This window comes from Methanomassiliicoccales archaeon (genome assembly GCA_036504055.1).
GTDB lineage: Archaea > Thermoplasmatota > Thermoplasmata > Methanomassiliicoccales > UBA472 > DASXVU01.
The window spans coordinates 70,328-87,818 of record DASXVU010000007.1 but is presented as its reverse complement, the minus strand read 5'-3'; the positions used below and the strand labels follow the sequence as shown (position 1 = coordinate 87,818).

30 protein-coding genes and 3 tRNA genes are annotated in these 17,491 nt (G+C 54.3%); 18 read left to right on the top strand and 15 right to left on the bottom strand.

The features are described 5' to 3' along the window. Window positions 1-193: hypothetical protein (locus VGK23_02395; protein ID HEY3419382.1), on the bottom strand; the 193-nt coding region annotated here is incomplete at its 3' end. A 195-nt stretch (window positions 194-388) separates the two neighbouring features. Between VGK23_02395 and VGK23_02390 the strand changes: the two genes are divergently transcribed. The 3 genes from VGK23_02390 (at window position 389) to VGK23_02380 (ending at window position 1,250) form a co-directional block, all read left to right on the top strand. Next, entirely contained in the window at window positions 389-724 is a 336-nt protein-coding gene (locus tag VGK23_02390; GenBank protein HEY3419381.1) for a hypothetical protein, read from the top strand. 97 nt (window positions 725-821) lie between these two features. After that, window positions 822-950 (top strand): hypothetical protein, encoded by a 129-nt coding sequence (locus VGK23_02385; protein HEY3419380.1) that lies wholly within the window; start codon window positions 822-824, stop codon window positions 948-950. Window positions 951-1,031: 81 nt separating this feature from the next. After that, the gene (locus VGK23_02380; GenBank protein ID HEY3419379.1) at window positions 1,032-1,250 is read left to right on the top strand and encodes a hypothetical protein; all 219 of its coding nucleotides are present in this window, start codon (window positions 1,032-1,034) and stop codon (window positions 1,248-1,250) included. A 22-nt stretch (window positions 1,251-1,272) separates the two neighbouring features. Here the strand turns inward: VGK23_02380 and VGK23_02375 are convergent, their stop codons facing one another. The 4 genes from VGK23_02375 to VGK23_02360 form a co-directional block, all read right to left on the bottom strand. Then, a complete protein-coding gene (locus VGK23_02375) occupies window positions 1,273-2,370 on the bottom strand; it encodes a hypothetical protein (protein ID HEY3419378.1) in 1,098 nt (365 codons plus the stop codon). A gap of 84 nt (window positions 2,371-2,454) precedes the next feature. Then, window positions 2,455-4,275 (bottom strand): ATP-binding protein, encoded by a 1,821-nt coding sequence (locus VGK23_02370; GenBank protein ID HEY3419377.1) that lies wholly within the window; start codon window positions 4,273-4,275, stop codon window positions 2,455-2,457. 146 nt (window positions 4,276-4,421) lie between these two features. After that, window positions 4,422-4,907 (bottom strand): DUF2321 domain-containing protein, encoded by a 486-nt coding sequence (locus tag VGK23_02365; protein HEY3419376.1) that lies wholly within the window; start codon window positions 4,905-4,907, stop codon window positions 4,422-4,424. Between the two features lie 5 nt (window positions 4,908-4,912). Further along, a complete protein-coding gene (locus tag VGK23_02360; GenBank protein HEY3419375.1) occupies window positions 4,913-5,065 on the bottom strand; it encodes a hypothetical protein in 153 nt (50 codons plus the stop codon). A gap of 267 nt (window positions 5,066-5,332) precedes the next feature. On the opposite strand from VGK23_02360, the gene VGK23_02355 reads away from it, so the two are divergent. The 12 genes from VGK23_02355 (at window position 5,333) to VGK23_02300 (ending at window position 9,307) form a co-directional block, all read left to right on the top strand. Beyond that, the gene (locus tag VGK23_02355) at window positions 5,333-5,476 is read left to right on the top strand and encodes a hypothetical protein (protein ID HEY3419374.1); all 144 of its coding nucleotides are present in this window, start codon (window positions 5,333-5,335) and stop codon (window positions 5,474-5,476) included. Between the two features lie 180 nt (window positions 5,477-5,656). Then, window positions 5,657-5,884 carry a hypothetical protein gene (locus VGK23_02350; protein HEY3419373.1) on the top strand — a complete coding sequence of 76 codons (228 nt, stop codon included), beginning with the start codon at window positions 5,657-5,659 and terminating at the stop codon, window positions 5,882-5,884. Beyond that, on the top strand, window positions 5,877-6,038 hold the full coding sequence (locus VGK23_02345; protein ID HEY3419372.1) for a hypothetical protein: 162 nt from the start codon (window positions 5,877-5,879) through the stop codon (window positions 6,036-6,038). Before VGK23_02350 ends, VGK23_02345 begins: the two co-directional genes overlap by 8 nt. Window positions 6,039-6,043: 5 nt before the next feature. Further along, on the top strand, window positions 6,044-6,166 hold the full coding sequence (locus tag VGK23_02340) for a hypothetical protein (GenBank protein HEY3419371.1): 123 nt from the start codon (window positions 6,044-6,046) through the stop codon (window positions 6,164-6,166). Next, window positions 6,163-6,588, top strand: a complete 426-nt coding sequence (locus VGK23_02335) for a hypothetical protein (protein ID HEY3419370.1) — start codon at window positions 6,163-6,165, stop codon at window positions 6,586-6,588. The genes VGK23_02340 and VGK23_02335 overlap by 4 nt, the downstream gene beginning before the upstream one ends. Before the next feature lie 2 nt (window positions 6,589-6,590). Further along, window positions 6,591-6,815 (top strand): hypothetical protein, encoded by a 225-nt coding sequence (locus VGK23_02330; GenBank protein HEY3419369.1) that lies wholly within the window; start codon window positions 6,591-6,593, stop codon window positions 6,813-6,815. 94 nt (window positions 6,816-6,909) lie between these two features. After that, a complete protein-coding gene (locus VGK23_02325) occupies window positions 6,910-7,083 on the top strand; it encodes a hypothetical protein (protein HEY3419368.1) in 174 nt (57 codons plus the stop codon). 1 nt (window position 7,084) lies between these two features. Next, window positions 7,085-7,525 carry a hypothetical protein gene (locus VGK23_02320; protein ID HEY3419367.1) on the top strand — a complete coding sequence of 147 codons (441 nt, stop codon included), beginning with the start codon at window positions 7,085-7,087 and terminating at the stop codon, window positions 7,523-7,525. Continuing rightward, window positions 7,522-7,794 carry a hypothetical protein gene (locus VGK23_02315; GenBank protein HEY3419366.1) on the top strand — a complete coding sequence of 91 codons (273 nt, stop codon included), beginning with the start codon at window positions 7,522-7,524 and terminating at the stop codon, window positions 7,792-7,794. Before VGK23_02320 ends, VGK23_02315 begins: the two co-directional genes overlap by 4 nt. Next, the gene (locus tag VGK23_02310; GenBank protein HEY3419365.1) at window positions 7,794-8,033 is read left to right on the top strand and encodes a hypothetical protein; all 240 of its coding nucleotides are present in this window, start codon (window positions 7,794-7,796) and stop codon (window positions 8,031-8,033) included. The genes VGK23_02315 and VGK23_02310 overlap by 1 nt, the downstream gene beginning before the upstream one ends. Window positions 8,034-8,050: 17 nt before the next feature. Beyond that, window positions 8,051-8,290, top strand: coding sequence for a hypothetical protein (locus tag VGK23_02305; protein HEY3419364.1), 240 nt, complete (start codon window positions 8,051-8,053; stop codon window positions 8,288-8,290). A 6-nt stretch (window positions 8,291-8,296) separates the two neighbouring features. Beyond that, a complete protein-coding gene (locus tag VGK23_02300; protein HEY3419363.1) occupies window positions 8,297-9,307 on the top strand; it encodes a tyrosine-type recombinase/integrase in 1,011 nt (336 codons plus the stop codon). Between the two features lie 57 nt (window positions 9,308-9,364). On the opposite strand, the gene VGK23_02295 is transcribed toward VGK23_02300, so the two are convergent. The 3 genes from VGK23_02295 to VGK23_02285 all read right to left on the bottom strand — a co-directional run bounded on the left by VGK23_02295 (window position 9,365) and on the right by VGK23_02285 (window position 10,425). Further along, window positions 9,365-9,536: transfer RNA gene (locus VGK23_02295), tRNA-Trp, on the bottom strand. Window positions 9,537-9,712: 176 nt separating this feature from the next. Beyond that, a tRNA-Arg gene (locus VGK23_02290) sits at window positions 9,713-9,847 on the bottom strand. Between the two features lie 56 nt (window positions 9,848-9,903). Then, window positions 9,904-10,425, bottom strand: a complete 522-nt coding sequence (locus VGK23_02285) for a hypothetical protein (protein ID HEY3419362.1) — start codon at window positions 10,423-10,425, stop codon at window positions 9,904-9,906. Window positions 10,426-10,536: 111 nt separating this feature from the next. On the opposite strand from VGK23_02285, the gene VGK23_02280 reads away from it, so the two are divergent. Together VGK23_02280 and VGK23_02275 are read left to right on the top strand one after the other, a co-directional pair. Next, a complete protein-coding gene (locus VGK23_02280; protein HEY3419361.1) occupies window positions 10,537-11,103 on the top strand; it encodes a nitroreductase family protein in 567 nt (188 codons plus the stop codon). A gap of 84 nt (window positions 11,104-11,187) precedes the next feature. Then, window positions 11,188-11,508: a Rieske 2Fe-2S domain-containing protein gene (locus VGK23_02275; protein HEY3419360.1), complete on the top strand. Its 321-nt coding sequence runs from the start codon at window positions 11,188-11,190 to the stop codon at window positions 11,506-11,508. Window positions 11,509-11,548: 40 nt separating this feature from the next. Here VGK23_02275 and VGK23_02270 read toward each other — a convergent pair. Beyond that, window positions 11,549-11,621 (bottom strand) — tRNA-Ala (locus VGK23_02270). Between the two features lie 121 nt (window positions 11,622-11,742). Between VGK23_02270 and VGK23_02265 the strand changes: the two genes are divergently transcribed. Continuing rightward, window positions 11,743-12,459, top strand: a complete 717-nt coding sequence (locus VGK23_02265; GenBank protein HEY3419359.1) for a 4Fe-4S double cluster binding domain-containing protein — start codon at window positions 11,743-11,745, stop codon at window positions 12,457-12,459. Between the two features lie 8 nt (window positions 12,460-12,467). Here VGK23_02265 and purF read toward each other — a convergent pair whose 3' ends face one another. From purF to VGK23_02235, 6 genes are all read right to left on the bottom strand, one after another. Beyond that, window positions 12,468-13,838, bottom strand: a complete 1,371-nt coding sequence (gene purF / locus VGK23_02260; GenBank protein ID HEY3419358.1) for an amidophosphoribosyltransferase — start codon at window positions 13,836-13,838, stop codon at window positions 12,468-12,470. Window positions 13,839-13,885: 47 nt separating this feature from the next. Continuing rightward, window positions 13,886-14,053 carry a 50S ribosomal protein L37e gene (locus tag VGK23_02255; protein HEY3419357.1) on the bottom strand — a complete coding sequence of 56 codons (168 nt, stop codon included), beginning with the start codon at window positions 14,051-14,053 and terminating at the stop codon, window positions 13,886-13,888. A 13-nt stretch (window positions 14,054-14,066) separates the two neighbouring features. Further along, the gene (locus VGK23_02250; protein ID HEY3419356.1) at window positions 14,067-14,282 is read right to left on the bottom strand and encodes an LSM domain-containing protein; all 216 of its coding nucleotides are present in this window, start codon (window positions 14,280-14,282) and stop codon (window positions 14,067-14,069) included. A gap of 81 nt (window positions 14,283-14,363) precedes the next feature. Further along, entirely contained in the window at window positions 14,364-15,491 is a 1,128-nt protein-coding gene (locus VGK23_02245) for a YkgJ family cysteine cluster protein (protein HEY3419355.1), read from the bottom strand. Continuing rightward, the gene (gene pyrC, locus VGK23_02240; protein HEY3419354.1) at window positions 15,463-16,737 is read right to left on the bottom strand and encodes a dihydroorotase; all 1,275 of its coding nucleotides are present in this window, start codon (window positions 16,735-16,737) and stop codon (window positions 15,463-15,465) included. Before pyrC ends, VGK23_02245 begins: the two co-directional genes overlap by 29 nt. A gap of 4 nt (window positions 16,738-16,741) precedes the next feature. After that, window positions 16,742-17,335 carry a TIGR00296 family protein gene (locus VGK23_02235; GenBank protein HEY3419353.1) on the bottom strand — a complete coding sequence of 198 codons (594 nt, stop codon included), beginning with the start codon at window positions 17,333-17,335 and terminating at the stop codon, window positions 16,742-16,744. Window positions 17,336-17,491: the final 156 nt, after the last annotated feature.

Sequence of the window (17,491 nt, the reverse complement as noted above, 5' to 3'; positions counted from 1 at the left end):
CCGCCCTGTCATTGATGAGGACTAAGTTGTTTTGTAGATTCTGATCGCATTTTGGGCACTTCGTCATCCCCTTCATCAACCTCCGGCCGCATTTTGGGCACGCGGTGACGACGATCCTGATTGGACCGTCATAGGTCACCGCTTTTTTGATGATGATAGTCTTGCCAGGCAAATCCATTTTCCCTTCCGACATGATGAACCAATATGGATTAGCACGGCCGGCGGTGCATTGGGTCACGGGTGGTCCTCAGGAGATCATCTCGCGGCCGGCCGCGCCATTGCCAATTAACGGAGGAAGGTTAAGTTCGTTTAGGGACGATTATCAACGACACACTTTCATCCATCCCTCCCCACAACGCCTATCACCTCCTGTCTTGGTTCTCCATTCATGGATTGGAACGCGGCCGGCCCGTGGAAGATCGAGGACCTCGAGGGCAATTCCCTTATCGTGAACACGGACCTGGAGCTTGCATACTACAAGGCGACATCCTTGTTATACGAATTCTCGCAGCTGCGGGAGGTCTCTCTTGACGAGTATGAGATCGTGCTCGGGGATGGGATAGTGATCAACACGATCGAGAGATTGATCGGCTTTGGGTGGAGATGGAATACTAAGGCTGGGGGAGGTGGTGATGTTTCGTTAGGATTCATGAGCTCGTGGCTTACTTCGGATGGATTGAAGGAGCAAACGGAAGTCTTGATGGTCCTCTCAGGTCCTTTTTGAACCTTTTAATATTTTACTAGAGTTATCGGTTTGGATGCAAATATTCTTTAGAATGTAAAACATTTCTCTTATATTGTTATAGAATAGGAGAGAATATATGACAGAAATTAAGAAGGAGAAAGAGAAACCGAAAAATGATAACTACGATGTTCCGATTTCAGGCGATACACCACATATTCCATATACGCCACCGCCACCAAAAGAGGAGCCTAAGAAGAAAAAATAATCGATTGTTGGTACTTTCGCTCCCCTCCCCCCGCAATCCCCTTAACCTCTATCTCGGTGCCCCACTCAAGGAAGTGAACATATGGAAGAGGTCAAGTTAGAGAAGGCGCTCGAGGCGATGATCGACGACCTGGTGAACGAGATGGGCGAGGGTGCGGCCGATCGCTGCTTCGTCCTCAGAAGGTTCCAGAACGTCATGCTTGAGATGAAGTCGAGCAACAATGCGGAGATCCTAAGGGAGATTGGATACCGTAGGGACTCTTTCGACGGGGCGAAGTGCGGGGAATGCCGGAGGTGTTAGTACTCGATTATGACCGTCTTGTTCAACAGATTTGTTGGACTGGACGCAAGGTAAACGCTTCCTCGAAACTTTTCGCATCGTTCAATTTCTTGACCAACCCTTCATAAGGGGGGAATGCCCCCCCAAACCCTATCACTCTTCTGGCCTTTGCAACAAGGTCAAGCTGATCCGAAGACCAGTAAGGAGAAATGTAGCTATTCTTACTAAGCGAATCAGGAGGGATATAGCGCATCGGGTACGAGGAACAACCGAGGTCGCCTAGGTACCTGATTCTCTCTAGAAAGTCTTGAGGTGTGTCTCCATTTCCATTGGTTTCGTCGTAGAAGTTATGTAGAACATAAAAGAGGATTTTCCTCTTCTTGAAACCCTGATCCTCAAGAAGTGAAACTGCTCTTGTAACGGCGACTTTCTCCTGTGGAATATCGTAAGCCATTCTAATGAGTTTAGCTTTCGTCGACTTCAACATTTTAGCTACTTCTTCATCGACGAGGCGAGCATCCAAACCTTGGTTAAAATCAACCTCTACTCCCATATCCTCAAAAATGTCAATAACCTTGCGCCAGTCTGGTGATGCCAGGAAGTTGTTGTCCCAAATGATCACCCTTTTATGATCTGGGTGAATTATTTGTCGAACACTCTCGGCAACGGACCTCAGCTTTCCTTCAATCCGTGGCACCACGCAAAAAGGACAATTTCGGATGCAACCTCTGGATGTGAACAAAATGGAGGAGTTCCAGGACTTCCATTTGTCCACAGTTTTCAATAGATCATATGCTGGGAGGTAACCTTCAGCTTCTTCGAAAAGACCATTGTGAATCGCCACCTTCGGAAATTCCTTCCTTATATTATCGGGTAGCAAAGAAGCGTAAATGCCGCCAATTTCAATCGAGGCGTCATCGAATTCATTCTGGAAGAAATCAATTGCCTCATGCACTGGCTTCCAAGCATAGGTGAATAGCGATGTCACTTTTACTATGTCCGGATTAAAGTCCGTTAAACTTTCTGTCCCCCTCACCAATCTTACGTTATCTCCCCTGGACCGGTGATATGAAGCAAGTTTTAACAGGCCGAGGGGTGGATACTTGGAATAGTAATCTGGTTCGACCAGGAGAATGTTCATGGTTGTAAATACTTCCCGCGAATTAATAGATTTCCCAAATATCCAGCGAAAGGATCCCTTTGACCAGGGACTTAGAGATCCTGTTCATGGACCGAACTTCTCCGCTTTGTCGAGTATTCTGTACATCAAATCTACAGCAGCGATTGCTTCCGCCATCATGATGTCCCTCTCTGCTTCGGTCGCCTTTTCAAACCACTCAAACTGCTTCTTCCCTTTGGAATGTTTATCCATGTTGACTAGGAGATCATGGAACGTCGAAATTGCGAGACCGAATCGCCTATTCCTTGAGGCCAATCTTTGAGCATCTTTATCACTCCCTTTGAGATCGAATTGACCGACAATCGTTATCAAAGGACCTTTGCTTCCCGGTGCTCTTTCGACCGAATAATAATCGAAGGCTACCTTGGTCAAATCGCTAAGCTCGGATTCGGTCAGTCCCGTCTTTTCTTTCAATATGCCCACGATCGCGTCCGTTATTTGCATAGCGGGGTCCTTCAATCCCTTTCTCGTTCTCTTACCGGCAATCTCTCCTCTGACCACAGGGTGAAGGCCATCTAATACCGCGTCCATGCTTGATTTGGCTATTTGTCGGTCAGTTCGACCTTCATCTTTTTTCTCTTTTAGTTCCTCTTGGAATGCTCCGACTATGTCTCTCTGTTCGCAAGAGGTCGAATCGATCACTTCTTTCATTGGTTGAAGTGAGGGGTCGGTCGGAAAGCTAACTACTGATCGGAACTTTCCCTGCGCTTTTTCGATTTCCTCTTTCGCGTCGTTGAGATTTCCCTTATCCAACGCTTTTCTAATCCTGGTGACCTGGTTGGATGCTGTTCGCGCGGAGACGTGCCTGTTCATGACCTGTAATTGAAGGAGAAAGTCTCCAACCTGGGTCATTAATTTGTCAGTTATTTCAGATGTCTCAAACAGGTTTCGTGGGGCGTTCTCTTTGATACCTGGATCGATAATGTGAATCTCACCGTATTGCCATTGGCTGTATGTCGCTCCATCGGTCTGTCTTTTAACCAGATTTTCGTCACCTATCGTGAAATGCTTCTTTTTAAAGAAAACCCCGCCATCAGGCCATGCCAACGCCCGGTTCTTCTTGCTCGTAACGAACCATCCGACTGCCGCGAGCTTTTTCCCTTCCTTAGTCTCCACATAGAACTCCTTCGGCGTGAATTTATCGAAGTAAATATCGTTCTTGAATGGCGGCTTGAAAATCTCCATCCGTATTTCATCTGATTGGAAATGAATTCTGGTCCTAATCTCCTTGACGCCTTTCTCTTTGAGATAATCGTCGATTTGATATGCAAGCTTGAACATCGATGCGTCGAACTTTGCTGGCACATTCTTTTGTAGATAGGAGATTATGTCATGTTCCCTGTAGATTGTCCTTTGAGGCCCCGGTATTGATTCTAACCTGATCTCGGTGTAGTGATCATTGGTCAATGATTCATCCTTTCCCAGCTTTAGGGGTTCTACCTCACCAGTAGACGAAGAGAGGACCTCTAGGACCGGCGAATTACCTGAATACCCTCTTTTGATCATCTCGCAGTTGATCACCAATCGAAGTTTTTCGCCACCCTTCGTCTTTGTTATAACCACAATTTTACTCGCCGCCGAGACTCCGCTCCAAAACCCTATGCCCCTCCACCCGACATCATCCTCTCCCTTATCTGATATCCCAATTCCAAGGGCCGTTTCGAGTCCTTTCCTGTCCATCCCAGATCCATTATCCTTGATGACTAAATCCGAGCCGCCATTTAAGAAGAGAATCTCGATCTCGGAGGCACCAGCGTCGATGCTGTTTTGGACATACTCTCTAATACAATTCAGATTCCCATCATAGAGTCCTGAAGTAATAGCTTCTATGATTCTTGCCCCGATGTTAACGTTCGAAAAATCCATGTTCCCCACCATCACCATTTCCGTTAAGATTTAATTCCGTATGCCTCAAAATATGAAATTGTAAAAACATGAAATTTAGCATCTAATATCCCGCCAGATTCTATTTATCACAGTCATTCGAGATATCATTATTTGGTCCCCCTCTTTCATGGTCCGAACAATGATCTCCGGATCGTCTCACTGACAATGTTGATGATGATATCCCTCATCGCGTCCCCAGTCTCTTTTCCGACCTTAACAATAATCTTCCTGTACCTAACCGAGGCCACCTGAGATTGTGGCGTGTCCTTTGTCATCTCCTGGACGCTCTCAATAAGTGCCTTCTTTTCCTGATCGTTGATGCTCTCCATTTCGTTGATCAGATCGGCCGCTGCTTTCATCCGCGATATTGTCCACGGATATGGCTCTCCGCAGGTATGGCAAAAGGATGGAGTCTTGTAAGGATGATCTCCTCTGAAAGCCATGAAATACCCTCTAATTGATGAACTGCAATTCTGACATTTCGTTACCGTTACTGCCCCGCAGTCCATACAGTATTTTTGATTATGAACGGGATCTGTATTGGCACAACAGTTCGTGGTATGGCCATTAAGACATATTTCTGCAACACAATAGTGCCCAGATTCGATCAAAACAATTACCCCTCCAGTATCTCCTCGATCTCTGCCAGCTTCTCCGCCACCTGGCGCCCCTTGTCGGTGAGCTCCACCCATTTACGCTTTGGTGGTGTTGATTCATCACGCCCGACTAACAGACCGGAGTCGATCATAGCGTCTAATTTTGCTTGCACCGTCTGGTTCCCCTTCCCTAGTCTGGCATACAAGACCGAACGTACAGACGGCCCGTTGTTGAGACATTCCAATAGAATTCTCAAAGACAAATTGTCGGGAATCTCATCAAAGGGGACTCTAGCTACCACAGAATGGTTATTACTTAGCTATAGGTAATATCTTTCTTACCACATACAAATAATCAGTAACCTTTATAACCTAGATAACCTCATACTCCTTACAAATAACTTGTAGGTGGTAATACGAAGCAACTCCAAATCACGAAAGTGACCAAGAACGAGCGGATAACCCTCGGCCAGAAGGCGCTGGACACCCTCCATGTTCGTGTCGGTGACAATGTCCAGATCTTCGAGGAGAACGGGCGCGTCATCATTGCGCCGATACTGCCGCCCAAGCCGGTATCCCCGTGAGATCTTCATCTGACCGCCGCCGGGCCGCTTCGATCACAACCCAGACCTTCCCAAGGCTGGGACATAGTACCACCATCCCGAACCGCCCGGCGTGCCATTCATCTGAACTGGCTGGCCGCCTCCATCTTCCCCTATCGGCCAGCCACTTTTCTTCCATCTTAGAGAGGAGAGTTTGAGAACATGAAATCAGCGAAAGCTATGGAAAGATCCCGGAAGCTGCACGAGCTTCCGATGGCAGAGCAGAGCATTCTGATCGAGGAGGCGGCGGGGATGTACCGCATGATCTCCAGTCACCGCAGCATGACTCACGCCGACATCCCGGAAGGCGTCCAGGTCATCGTCATGGACTGCCCCGACAAGGCCACAGCGGTCCATGAGGCCCTGGCCAACTTGTTCGGAGGTGAGTGATCTGAACAAGGTCACCCGCTTCTTCAAATGCCCCAAGACCGGCATCAGGAACCCCAGCTGCAACGGCTGCAGCTTCAAGCACACCAGGGGGCCGGAGACCGGCGAAGAGAAGATCTTCCCGACGTCAAGGACGTTCTGCATCCTGGGGGACTGAGGTTCATGGAGCAGAAACAGACCTTGCCGAAGTGCCCCAAATGCCATTCCACGATGTTCGAATCGATACCTGGGAAGGGCGTCTTCCGCTGCCCCAAGGCCAATTGTGACGGCAAGGTGATGGCATGAACTCCCTCACCGTGCAGGAGCGCATCCTCATCCACCTGGACGCCAACAAGGGGAAGAGGAACGAATACTCCGCTCCCTTCGAGATCACCCAGGACGGCGTCGGCCAGGCGCTCATCATCACTAGATCCCATGCCTCGATCGAGCTGAAGGACCTCCTCGTAGACGGAATGGTCGACGAGGGCCTCCACCACATCGCCGGTTACCCTAAGATGCTAAAGACCTACGAGATCACGGCCAAAGGATCTCAGCGTGTAAGCAACGTCAAGGACTTCGCCAAGGTCTCCGGCATGGCGCTGATCGTTGCCTCCCCGGCCAAGAACGCCAGCCGTGAGAACGACATCAAGCTCCTCAAGAAGGACATCGGCGTCGCCAAGGACCGACTGAACAATCTTGAGGTCCGCCTCAAGGCTCTGGAGGTCTGAGCATGATCTCCGACACCGAGTTCGAAACACAGAACAAGACCGCCCGGATCTATCTTTCGCTCCCTGAGATCGTCGAAACGCTGCAGAAGGACGTCTCTAGGCTCAGGGAGGACCTGGGCACTCTCAGGTTCGAGATCGCCAAGGAACGCGATGAAAGGGACCGCCTGCGCCGTCAGATCGTGTCCTTGAGGGCGGAGGTCGACGCGGTCAAGGAGAGTGGTCTCTGATGCCCATCAAGTGGTTCTGCGACCTTGGCGAGATCTCCGGGCCTCAGCAATGCGCCAAGTGCCCCAAGAAATCTACCTGCGGCGGTGGTCATTGATGACCGCCTGGAAAGAAACGGAGGCGCAATGGAAGGACCTGTCGAGGCCCCCAAAGAAGGATTGGAAGCCTTGGTGCTTCCGCGGGCTGTCCAATGGGATCGGCAATGAGAAGGGCGGATGTGTAGGCTGTCTATGGATGGATGATTGCAGGAAGCCCAAGGACGGTGCGTGAGATGGCCGCGCACATCATGAGCTTGACCTACAAATCAAAGATCAACGATGTTCAGGCCGGAAAATGTAGGCAAACGATCAGAACCCACAAGGAGAACCCTTGTAAGCATGTGGGAGATAAGATCATCCTCCATACCTGGTCGGGCAAACCCTATCGCAGTCCATGGGGATGGCGCTATGAAAGTAAGATAGAATCGCTGGCGGTCCTGTTCTATTCTGATGGCGTCTGGCATATGGCCGATTCGGAGGGCATGTTCCATCCTTGCGAAAGCGCGGTCATGGATGAGATCGCCAAGGCTGACGGCATATTCCCGCCGACAAAGGAAAGGTTGGAGGCAACCCTAAAGGAACTCAATGGACTGAAAACGCTTGATATGACCTTCTGGGATGTCATAGGCTGGCAATTCCACCTTCCAATCGATTCGGGGAGGCCGAGCCAGTGAGCCAGACGCCCCTTTCCCGATATGGCGTCGTCAAGGACCGTGGGGAGCGGCAGGTCAAGCCCGGATTCGACCAGGACGGCCGGCGGCGGGATTGCTGCCACAAGGGTTGTGAATCTCCTGACGATATGTGCTTCCTGATCCGCTGCTATCCCAACGGAGAGGCCGAGCCCCAATGCAAGACCTGTGAACCTTGCAAGTCCTACGTGAACCAGTTCATCGATTTCAAGACAGGAGCTGAGATCATGCACGAGCAGGCGGGTGGTCATTGATGCCGCGCCGGATGATCCAGAAATGGATTAGCGACCGGATTATCTGGAAGTCCAACGACCTTATGCGGCTCGAGAAGGACGTCAAGGATCCGGAGAACGCTGCCTATGCGCAGAACATGCACTTGTATATCGTCCAGGAACGGGCGGAGATCAGAGAGCTGCAGATCGTTCTGAAGCAGATGAAGGTGGGCGGTATGTTCGACGTTATCGTCGAGTTCCTGGGGAGGTTCCGGTCATGAGCTCCGTCACCCGCCCTGTGAAAGACATTCGCTGTGATCTCTGTGGAGGCGGGACGGTCCCGCATGTCACTTCGTTCTCATCCTGCCGCCGCTGTGTCTCCTGCGGCGAGCTCGTCCATGTCGGGCCCTCGCCAAGACCCCCTATCACGATCAGAGAGGCGTCGCTCCCGGCCGAGGTTATGGACGTAGCCTTGGACGATCTGCAGCGTGTCCGTCGGGACCTCGAAGAGGAACGCCTGCACGAGCTAGGGGGCTGAGGATGGTTGCCTTCAAAACAGCGTTATCTGGAGCAGCGCATCGACAGCTTCCTGGCCAAGAAGACGGCTCGGCGAAGGCTATCGAAAGGCCAGGCGGGAAAGTATCGGGGAAGGCTGCTCCGGCTCTACCGGATTCTCGACAAGGCTGGCCTGGAGACCAAGCCGAAGCAGTTCGGCGACAAGGAGCTGGACTTCCTGCTGGCGGAGTTCGAGCGGCTGGGCTGGTCCATATGTTATCAGAAGCAGAACATCTGCGTGCTGAACCAGTTCCTGCTCACCTTCAAGAACCCGATAGTCCGGGATGCGGAGATCGGGTGGCCCTCGGAGACCAGGCAGCACGTCGATTGGCTGACGGAGGAGGAAGCGATCGGGATGATAGACGCCTCGGTGGGCGTCGAGAGGATAGTGATCCACCTGGAGCTGCGACTTTGGTTGAGGCGCATAGAGGTCGAGCGGATGCTCGAGTCGTTCCTGGAGGATGCCGGGATCGTGGCCGTCCATGGCAAGGGTCGTGGCGGCGGGAAGTTCAGGAATCTGGCCTGGGGGCCGGACACGTTGGAGGAGGTACAAAGATGGGAAGAATTGAGGGAAGCGTTGATAGAGAAGGCAAGGCGGAAGGATCCGGACGTGGATGTGCCGAAGGCGTACATCATCTACGAGAGGGGCGGCAAGCTGGCGGCATACGGTCACACCGCGATCGACAACATCGTGCAGCGTGTCGCCAAGCGGGCGGGCATACAGCGCCCGATCGGGAACCACACGCTGAGGCGCACCGGGGCGAGGTTGGCGTACTTCGCCGGGGTGCCGATGGTGGAGATCATGGAGGCGCTGGGACACACGTCGGAGAAGCAGACGATAAGGTACCTGGGCCTGACGGTCCTGGAGCTGGCGAAGATGCAGCGGATGGCGTTCAATTACCTGGAGCAGGTCCGTGCACGGATGCAGGGCAAAGCGTCGGAGAGAACGAAGGAGGCGTCGCAGCCGGAACCGCTTCCGGTTGTGCGCGTCTCTACATAACCGCCAAAAGGCCAATCGAAAACGAGGGGCAAAAAGTCCTTTGGCCAGACAATAATGTGGGGGCACTGGGATTTGAACCCAGATCAGCGGGTTTCTTCTACGCAGGGAGCTACCCCGCGCGAACTAATGGGTCATCGCTCCAGTTATTCATCACCGGATCAGCAAACCCGTTAGCAATCATTCCCAATTAACTGGAGCCCGCGAGGATACCTAGTTACCCCATACCCCCACTTGGTCAGCTTTAAGCCTTGCGCATCTTCTGTGCCCGCTTCCGGCGCCGCATCTTCTTCTTGCGCCATTTCCAGCGCTGCTTGCCTCTTTTCTTCCAGGCGCGTGAACTTCTCTTCATTTGAATCACCAGATTTCTTGCCCTGATTCCATTAGCACTTATCAATGTTTCCCTATTGGCGGGCCTGTCGGGATTTTCGCGACCGAACCCGGAGGATCGGCCGATTCGAACCCGAGACCACTGACTTGCTTCTCTTACCGGAAGGCAAGGAGTAGAAGGCCAGTGCTATATCCATGCTAAGCCACAGGCCCGCGTGAGGCTTGGATATGCCTGCCCTCATTTAAAGGTTTACGGGATTCGGGGCGTTTCAGAGGGTGCTGCCCATCCACAGCAGGACACCTTCGATCAGCCCGATGACCCCGACTATGAGCATGATCGGCCTTGCCGTCAATATCCATTCAGCGATCCTGGCACCGATGCCCAGGAACTTTAGGATTATCCAGACTATCGCCATGACGACCAGCGCAATGACCAGCACCCAGGTGGCGCTCAGGTTGAGCTTGATCAGGAAGTACGCCACCACACCTCCCGCGATCAGTGAGATGATCATGGAGAAAGGTATCTTGCGAAGAGGCTTGAGGAACATCGAGAGACCCAGTGCCAAAGTGACCGCGATCGCTGCCAGCGCTATCGGCCGAGGCGTCATCAGTACCGCCTGGATGCCAAGGAATACAAGGAACGCGCCGAAGAAGAACCCTACGATCATCAACAGTTCGTCCAGCAACGATTTCTCCTTCTTGCCATATAATGCCGTGAAAATAGCCAGCACACCACCGAGAACGAGCGCCAGTGCCACATTGTTGAGGGTGACGAAATCGGACAACGCCATGGGAATTGATTATATGTTTAGAATATTAATAGTTGCTTAGAGCCAAATTCCCCAGTGACGACCGCAACGCTTATCGAGTGCGCCCATCAATCGATGATGAGGAGTGTTAAGATGGACGTCAGGGAGGCTATCCAGAAACGCAGAGCCACGCGGAAGTTCGATACCAGACCGATCGAGGAAGAGAAGATCATGCTTCTGGTCGAGGCGATGCGGCTGGCCCCTTCATGCAACAACAACCAGCCATGGAGAGTGGTGGTGGCCAGGGACAAGGAGTCCTTGGAAAGGATCAAGGCGGCCCTGCCCAGGGGGAATGCCTACGTAAAGAACGCTCCCTTGATCTTCGCCATCTGCGGCAGGGTCGAGGACGATTGCCATCTTAACGACGGGAGGGACTACTACCTTTTCGGCTGCGGCCTGGCCGTGGGGGAGCTGATGCTGCAGGCGACGGAACTGGGGATCATCGCTCATCCGATCGCTGGCTATGATCCGATCATGGTGAAGAAGAATCTTAACATTCCGGACGAGTATGTCCTGATCACCCTGGTAAACATAGGATATCCGGGAACGGACGCCTCGACACTGTCGGATAAGCAGATCGAGGCGGAGATAAAGAGGCCGGAACGGAAGCCGATAGGGGAAAACTTCTTCAAAGGGAGCTGGGGAGTCCCATTCGTATAGGGACCAGCCCCTGACGGTCCGATTTCTATATGTCTTAAGCGCATTAATATACTCGGCGTAACAGTTACAATTGAAGGTGATTAAGTGGCAAAGACGAAGGTGGCGAAGAAGTCGGACCTGCTTCCGGGAAAGATGATCGGCGTGGAGGTGGCAGGAAAGTGGTTGGTCGTCGCGAATGTCGATGGGAGTTACTATGCCATGGACGGGAAATGTAACCATGCCGGGGGAGAGCTCTGGAAAGGGAAGCTGATGAGCTATGTTGTCAAATGCCCAAGGCATGGCTCCGAGTATGACATCCGGACCGGGAAGGTTCTTAAGGGCCCTTGGATACCGTTTGCGAAAACATTCGAAGAGAAGATCTACCCAGTTACGGTAGAAGGCGACGATATCTTCGTTGACGCCTGAATACTTTCAACGAGTACGCCGACAGCAGAGAATAGAGAAGTGGACTGGGCGAGATTTGAACTCGCGGCCTCTACCATGCCAAGGTAGCGATCTTCCAGCTGATCTACCAGCCCAATAGGGAATGGCAAAGAGATTTTCCTAATTAAAGGTTTCCCATGGACCCAGACGATTCAGTAACGACTCCTTCATCCCCCTCGGGACAACATTGATGAACAGAGACTCAGAATACCATGCATGCCGCTCGAGGACGAACTGCGCGCTTTGGCGTTATCGCTCGGAGCCGAACTCTATGGCGTTGCCGATCTCCGCCCTTTTCAGGCGGAAGTGGTCGGACGGGGAGGGAATATCGTCTCCGGTTACCCGTTCGCCATATCGGTGGGCATCAGACTGCTGGACACCATCGTGGACCTGGTCCCGGACCGTTCTCAGAGGGCAGTCAGGGTAGCATATCGCAGCCACACCTACGATGCCGTCAATGGCCGTTTGGACCAGATATCGTTATCGCTCGCGGGCCGCCTGCAGAAGGAAGGGTACCGGAGCATGCCGGTGCCGGCATCGGAACGAATCGACGATGAGCGCATCTGCGCCATGTTCTCCCACAAGATGGCAGCCCACCTGGCCGGCCTGGGATGGATCGGCAAGAGCTGCCTTCTCATCACTCCCCAGTACGGACCCAGGGTGAGGTGGACCACTGTATTGACCGATTATCCCTTCCCCAAGACCGGAACGCCCATGGACCCTCGCTGCGGCAATTGCGAGGAATGCGTCAAGGCCTGCCCGACCAATGCTTTCACCGGACGGATGTTCGACCAGGACGAACCGCGCGAGGCCAGGTTCGATGCGGGCAAATGCGACCGATACTTCAAGGATATGGAAAAGCAGGCGCCGAAACCGATGTGCGGGATGTGCGTCTTCATCTGCCCCCACGGCAGGAACATCAAAAAGAAATGAGGCAGAGATCAGTCCAGACGCTGCTGGAACCGCATCTTCTCGCCCTGGATGTGGGTCGGATACTCACCGTTCAAACAGGCCATGCACAGGTCGCACTCATCCAATTCCAGCGCCTTGACCAGCCCCTTGATGCTGGTGTAACCGACGCTGTCGGCGGTGATCAGTTTGGCAATCTCCTCGAAGCTGCGGTTGGTGGCGGCGAACTGCTCCCGGGTCTTCATGTCGATCCCGTAGAAGCAGGGTGCCTTGATCGGAGGGCAGCCTATGCGCACATGGACCTCCTTGGCCCCTGCACGCCGGGTCATCATGACGATGCGCCTCATGGTAGTACCCCGGACGATGCTGTCGTCCACGATCACCACGCGCTTGTCCTTGACGGTGGAACGGATCGGGTTGAGCTTGAGGAGGACTCCCTCGTCACGCTGTGACTGCTCCGGCAATATGAACGTCCTCTCGATGTAACGGTTCTTCATGAAACCCTCTTCGTAGGGTATCTTGGAGACCTCGGCGAAACCGAGGGCATGGGCACGCCCCGAGTCCGGGACGGCGATGACCACGTCGGCATCCACCGGCTGCTCTTCTGCCAGGATGCGGCCGAGCCTCTTCCTGACCTGGTACACCTCCTTCCCGTCGATGACCGAGTCCGGGCGGGCGAAGTAGACCCATTCGAACATGCAATGGGCCTTGTGCGGCGGGCTGACGGTCTTGGTGGACATGAAACCGGTAGGGGTTATCTCCACGATCTCGCCCGGGGCCACGTCCCTCACGAGCTCACCCTGGAGAACGTCGAATACAGATGACTCTGAGGCGACCGTATATCCGTTGGGCAGCTTGCCGATGCACAAGGGGCGGAAGCCCATCGGGTCGCGGACGCCGAACACGCGCGTTCCGAGCATCACCGTCAATGAGTAGGAGCCGTCGATGACCTTCATCACGTTCTTGATGGCCCGGATCGGGTCCGGGCTCTGCGACAGTTCGGTGGCCATCATGCGGATGATGATCTCGGTGTCCGAGGTGGTCAGGAACGCCCAGCCTTCCGACTGCAGCTTGGCGCGCAGCTTGCCGGCGTTGACGATATCGCCGTTATGGGCCAGGGCCAGGTCGCCAGCGAGAGTGGTCACGGTTATGGGTTGGCTGTTCTCGGCCACGGATGAGCCGGTGGTCGAGTAACGTACATGACCTATGCCGATGTTGCCGCTCAGGGCGTTGTAGGCACGGCCGCTCAGCACCTCATGGACCAGGCCCATGCCTCTAAGGTATTGGATACGACCGCCGTCAAAAACTGCCACTCCGGCGGCCTCTTGGCCTCTATGCTGAATGATGCGCAATGCCTTCTTCAACGAAGGCAAAGCATCGCAGGACAGGACCATCCCGACCACACCACAGTGATCTTCTGGCGAGTCCTCGATGGAATTCCCTTCTTGATTTAGTGGAGCTTGGCCCAAGTATAGGTCCTCAGTCTTGCTGTCTTGCCATATCCGCAGGACGCGCAGAAAGACTTCCTGATGTTAAACGCTCGGTTGCCACATCTCCGGCAGGGGATGTGGGTCTTGCGGTCACCCATTTTTCCGTGTGATGCTGTACCCTTGCTCATCTAGTCCACTTCCTTATGGTGAAATGTAAATTACGTTGTCGCCACGAACTATGGTGACGGCGAGCTTCCTTACAACCTCGTGGTTGATCAGCTCTTCAGCGTTCTTGAGCACAAGGTTCATGTGCGGGTCGTAGCCATCTAGGACTCCGCGGTACTCGCGGTTCCCCTTCAGCTCGACGATGACCTGGCTATTGATCGCCTGGTTCAGGACGTTCAATGGTTTTTGCATGCTCGAACACCGATTTTCCCGATAACCCCATCACTATTTGTAGTTTGTCGTGTGGCCTTGTCTTGCTGGACGCAAGCCAGCTCATATGAACGCACCGATCGAGGGGCCATCCAATCTATCCATGTCATAGTAGATGATGCCTTCCCGGACACCGGCGCCATCGAGCTTGGTGCCCTTGACGTGCGCGATCAGCGACGCCCTCCATATCATGTCAAGCATGGAGGTGGACAGGACGCCGAGGTAGACGTTGGGGAAGTAATCCTCGTAATCATACTCGTCCACCAGATAGTATGTGGAACCGATGATGCTGTCCCGGTTGTTCAATATGCGGAGGTAGTCGGCCATGACCTTTCTCCCCGATTCGTCCGGGACCAGCAACCGTACCGCGTTCGGATCGACCGAACGTACATGCTCCAGGTCCCCGCTGTCCTTGATGATGTACTGTTCGAACCGGCCGTGCTCGGAGAGGAAGACGTTCCAACGGTTCGCCTCATCGCAGTAGACCGGCGCGTCGAAGGCGTTGGGGGCGCCGAGCGAATCGTTCGCGCCTTCCAGGGCTGCGGATTCCAATTCCCTCATCGCGCTCTTGTCCAGCTCGGCTGGCACGCGCAGCTTCCTGAGATCGATCTGTTCGTCTTCCGCCGATCCTTCCAGGACCGTTGCCAGGTAGGGGAGATAGGTCATCTTCTCCAGCCTCTCCCGGACCAATGCCTGCATCGGCTCCGGGTCGGGGTCGATCCCGCTCTCGTGGCAGTTGTCGAAGAACTCGCGGTAGACCCGCTTTGACTCGTAAAGGGTATGGTTGATGGCCTCCTTGGCATCCTCGGCGATCTTGGCGCCGGCGGTCATCGCATCCTCCCCATCGGTGACCCAGGCACCCCGGCACGACAGGTCGAGCTGGACCTGCGCCCTCATGCCGACGTGGATATGGAACGGGAACTCACGGCAGAAGTGCGGCCGGTCGTTGTACACCTTGCATCTCCGGTCGTTGAGGAAGGCGCACGAGCCCATGCCCTTCTTCATGGCCATGGCATAGTGCCGGTGCGGCTCGTTCTTTAGCACGACCATGTTGGGGAACTTCGAACGGAACAGTCTCTCTTCATTTGGCAGGAGCTCGGGCTGACACAGGCAGCAGAGCCCGCATCCGTCAATGCACGTGAACTTGCGTCCCTCTAGCTCGCTAAGATCGACCTGAAATTCCGGCGACAACCACATCCCTTCCTTTACGCTCTCCGACCAGAGAGTTGCTCTCCACCAATTCCATCCCCCTTAAAAACACAGCGGTGGGGAATATCGCTTCGAACCCTTCGTACGGGGTCCATCCGCACTTGCTGTGGAGGTTCTTGGCCTTGATGTCGGTGGTCCTCTTCGGATCGATCACCATCAGGTCGGCGTCCCTACCCACCTCGATAATGCCCTTCGGCAGGCGGAACAGCTCCGCCGGCCGTTGGCAGGCGGCCGATATCAGTCTTTCCAGGGGGACCTGGCCGCGCTTCACCATGGCCATCATGATGGGGACCGAGGTCTCGACCCCTGGAACCCCCGACGGGGCGGCATCGAAATCACCGGACTTCTCATCCTGTCCGTGCGGCGCGTGATCCGAGGCCAACATATCGATCTGCCCCTTGCAGAACGCATCCAGTATCGCGATCCGGTCGTCCTTGGAGCGCAGGGGCGGGTTGACCTTGCCCCGGCCGCCTAACGGCATGGAGTCGTCCAGCAGCATGTGGTGGACCGTGGCCTCCTTTGTGAAACCGGTACCTGTGAGCGCTGCCAACGCCTCACGGGAGGTGACGTGGCAGACGTTGATCCGGGAATTCCCGTGAAGCTTGGCCAGTCTGGATATGGCCGAGACCTCGGCATGGGGCGGGCGGTTCCGGTTGTGGTCGCGGAGCTCCTTCTCTGGCGAACGGACGATGTGGGCATCGTCCTCTGCATGGACGCTGACCACCTTTCCGGTGGACGAGATCTTGGCCAGCGCTCCGGCGATGTCCTCGTCCTTGGTCATCAGGAGGCTTCCGGTGGACGATCCCATGAATATCTTGTAGCCGACCGCGTGGGCGTTCATCTTGGTCGGGTCGTGGCGGGCGTCGACACCGGCGAACAGACCGAAATCGACCCAGGCCTTGGCAGAGACGGTCTCCCGCTTGTTGACTATGTCCTCCGCCATCAGGGTGGGCGGGCTCGTGTTCGGCATGTCGAAGACGGTGGTGACACCTCCGAAGGCGGCGGCCAGGGTCCCGGTGCCGAAATCCTCCTTCTGGGTCATGCCCGGGTCGCGCAGGTGTACATGCACGTCGATAGCTCCAGGCAATATGAGCCGGTCCTTGAAATCGATGCGGTTCTCTCCGGCGAGGACCTTCTTTATTTCGACGATCCTGCCCTCATCGATGCCGATGCAGACCTGCTGCAACTTGCCCCGGTAGAATGCCCTGCCTTCGATGATCAGGTCCATCGGATCAGACCAGTTCCTTCCGACGTACCGGACCGTGAGGGTTGCTCTCCGCGAAGACCTCTCCCTGGAACTTGTACACCTTGGTGGATCTGTCCAGCCACATGTCCGGCAGCAACCCTGCCTTGATGCAGGTCTGTTCCAGGAAAGTGACCGAGTTCCATTCCCATTCCACGGGGACCTGCGGCAGCAGCAGCCCTCTGTATGGTCCGTTCTCCATGATCAGACCGTCCACTCCTACCTTTACCGCTTCAGGCAGGTTCTTCCGGTCGGCGATCTTGATCTCCTCGGGCGGAGTGAGCACGCTGACCTCGACGACAATATCATCCAGCTCCTTCGCCTTCAGTGACGGGAACCGGGGATCATGGCATGCGCCTTCGGCCGCAAGCAGGATGGCCTTGGCAAGGGAGAAGATGGGTTCGGGATATCCGATGCATCCCCTCAGGTTGTGCTCAGGATAGGTGGACAGCGTGACGAAGACACCCCTTTTCTCATTGAAACTTCCAGGTGCGTTCAGTACACCCATATCCTCCTCTTTGGTCTCCGCATCGATCGTCTGTCGTGCCATTTGCACGGCGATCTGTCCCTCTTTGTCATTCATTCCTGGCACCATGATGACAATCTGGCTTGTTAGATATATCCCTTTGTACGGATAGCGACCGTTGATATCAAAGTCCATCCAACCTTCTATTTCTAGTTTCAGGTCAACCCTTCAAAAGGTAGCCAGATGTCTTGAGAAAATGGAGGTTGTATTAGG

Bases quoted from the DNA above. Each gene is read 5' to 3' on its own strand.
- VGK23_02370 (HEY3419377.1), bottom strand. From the start codon at position 4,275: ATGGATTTTTCGAACGTTAACATCGGGGCAAGAATCATAGAAGCTATT.
- VGK23_02250 (HEY3419356.1), bottom strand. From the start codon at position 14,282: ATGCAAAAACCATTGAACGTCCTGAACCAGGCGATCAATAGCCAGGTC.
- VGK23_02385 (HEY3419380.1), top strand. From the start codon at position 822: ATGACAGAAATTAAGAAGGAGAAAGAGAAACCGAAAAATGATAACTAC.
- VGK23_02320 (HEY3419367.1), top strand. From the start codon at position 7,085: ATGGCCGCGCACATCATGAGCTTGACCTACAAATCAAAGATCAACGAT.
- pyrC (HEY3419354.1), bottom strand. From the start codon at position 16,737: ATGGACCTGATCATCGAAGGCAGGGCATTCTACCGGGGCAAGTTGCAG.
- VGK23_02390 (HEY3419381.1), top strand. From the start codon at position 389: ATGGATTGGAACGCGGCCGGCCCGTGGAAGATCGAGGACCTCGAGGGC.
- VGK23_02280 (HEY3419361.1), top strand. From the start codon at position 10,537: ATGGACGTCAGGGAGGCTATCCAGAAACGCAGAGCCACGCGGAAGTTC.
- VGK23_02325 (HEY3419368.1), top strand. From the start codon at position 6,910: ATGACCGCCTGGAAAGAAACGGAGGCGCAATGGAAGGACCTGTCGAGG.
- VGK23_02310 (HEY3419365.1), top strand. From the start codon at position 7,794: ATGCCGCGCCGGATGATCCAGAAATGGATTAGCGACCGGATTATCTGG.
- VGK23_02350 (HEY3419373.1), top strand. From the start codon at position 5,657: ATGAAATCAGCGAAAGCTATGGAAAGATCCCGGAAGCTGCACGAGCTT.
- VGK23_02255 (HEY3419357.1), bottom strand. From the start codon at position 14,053: ATGAGCAAGGGTACAGCATCACACGGAAAAATGGGTGACCGCAAGACC.
- VGK23_02380 (HEY3419379.1), top strand. From the start codon at position 1,032: ATGGAAGAGGTCAAGTTAGAGAAGGCGCTCGAGGCGATGATCGACGAC.
- VGK23_02330 (HEY3419369.1), top strand. From the start codon at position 6,591: ATGATCTCCGACACCGAGTTCGAAACACAGAACAAGACCGCCCGGATC.
- VGK23_02285 (HEY3419362.1), bottom strand. From the start codon at position 10,425: ATGGCGTTGTCCGATTTCGTCACCCTCAACAATGTGGCACTGGCGCTC.
- VGK23_02340 (HEY3419371.1), top strand. From the start codon at position 6,044: ATGGAGCAGAAACAGACCTTGCCGAAGTGCCCCAAATGCCATTCCACG.
- VGK23_02235 (HEY3419353.1), bottom strand. From the start codon at position 17,335: ATGAATGACAAAGAGGGACAGATCGCCGTGCAAATGGCACGACAGACG.
- VGK23_02375 (HEY3419378.1), bottom strand. From the start codon at position 2,370: ATGAACATTCTCCTGGTCGAACCAGATTACTATTCCAAGTATCCACCC.
- VGK23_02335 (HEY3419370.1), top strand. From the start codon at position 6,163: ATGAACTCCCTCACCGTGCAGGAGCGCATCCTCATCCACCTGGACGCC.
- VGK23_02265 (HEY3419359.1), top strand. From the start codon at position 11,743: ATGCCGCTCGAGGACGAACTGCGCGCTTTGGCGTTATCGCTCGGAGCC.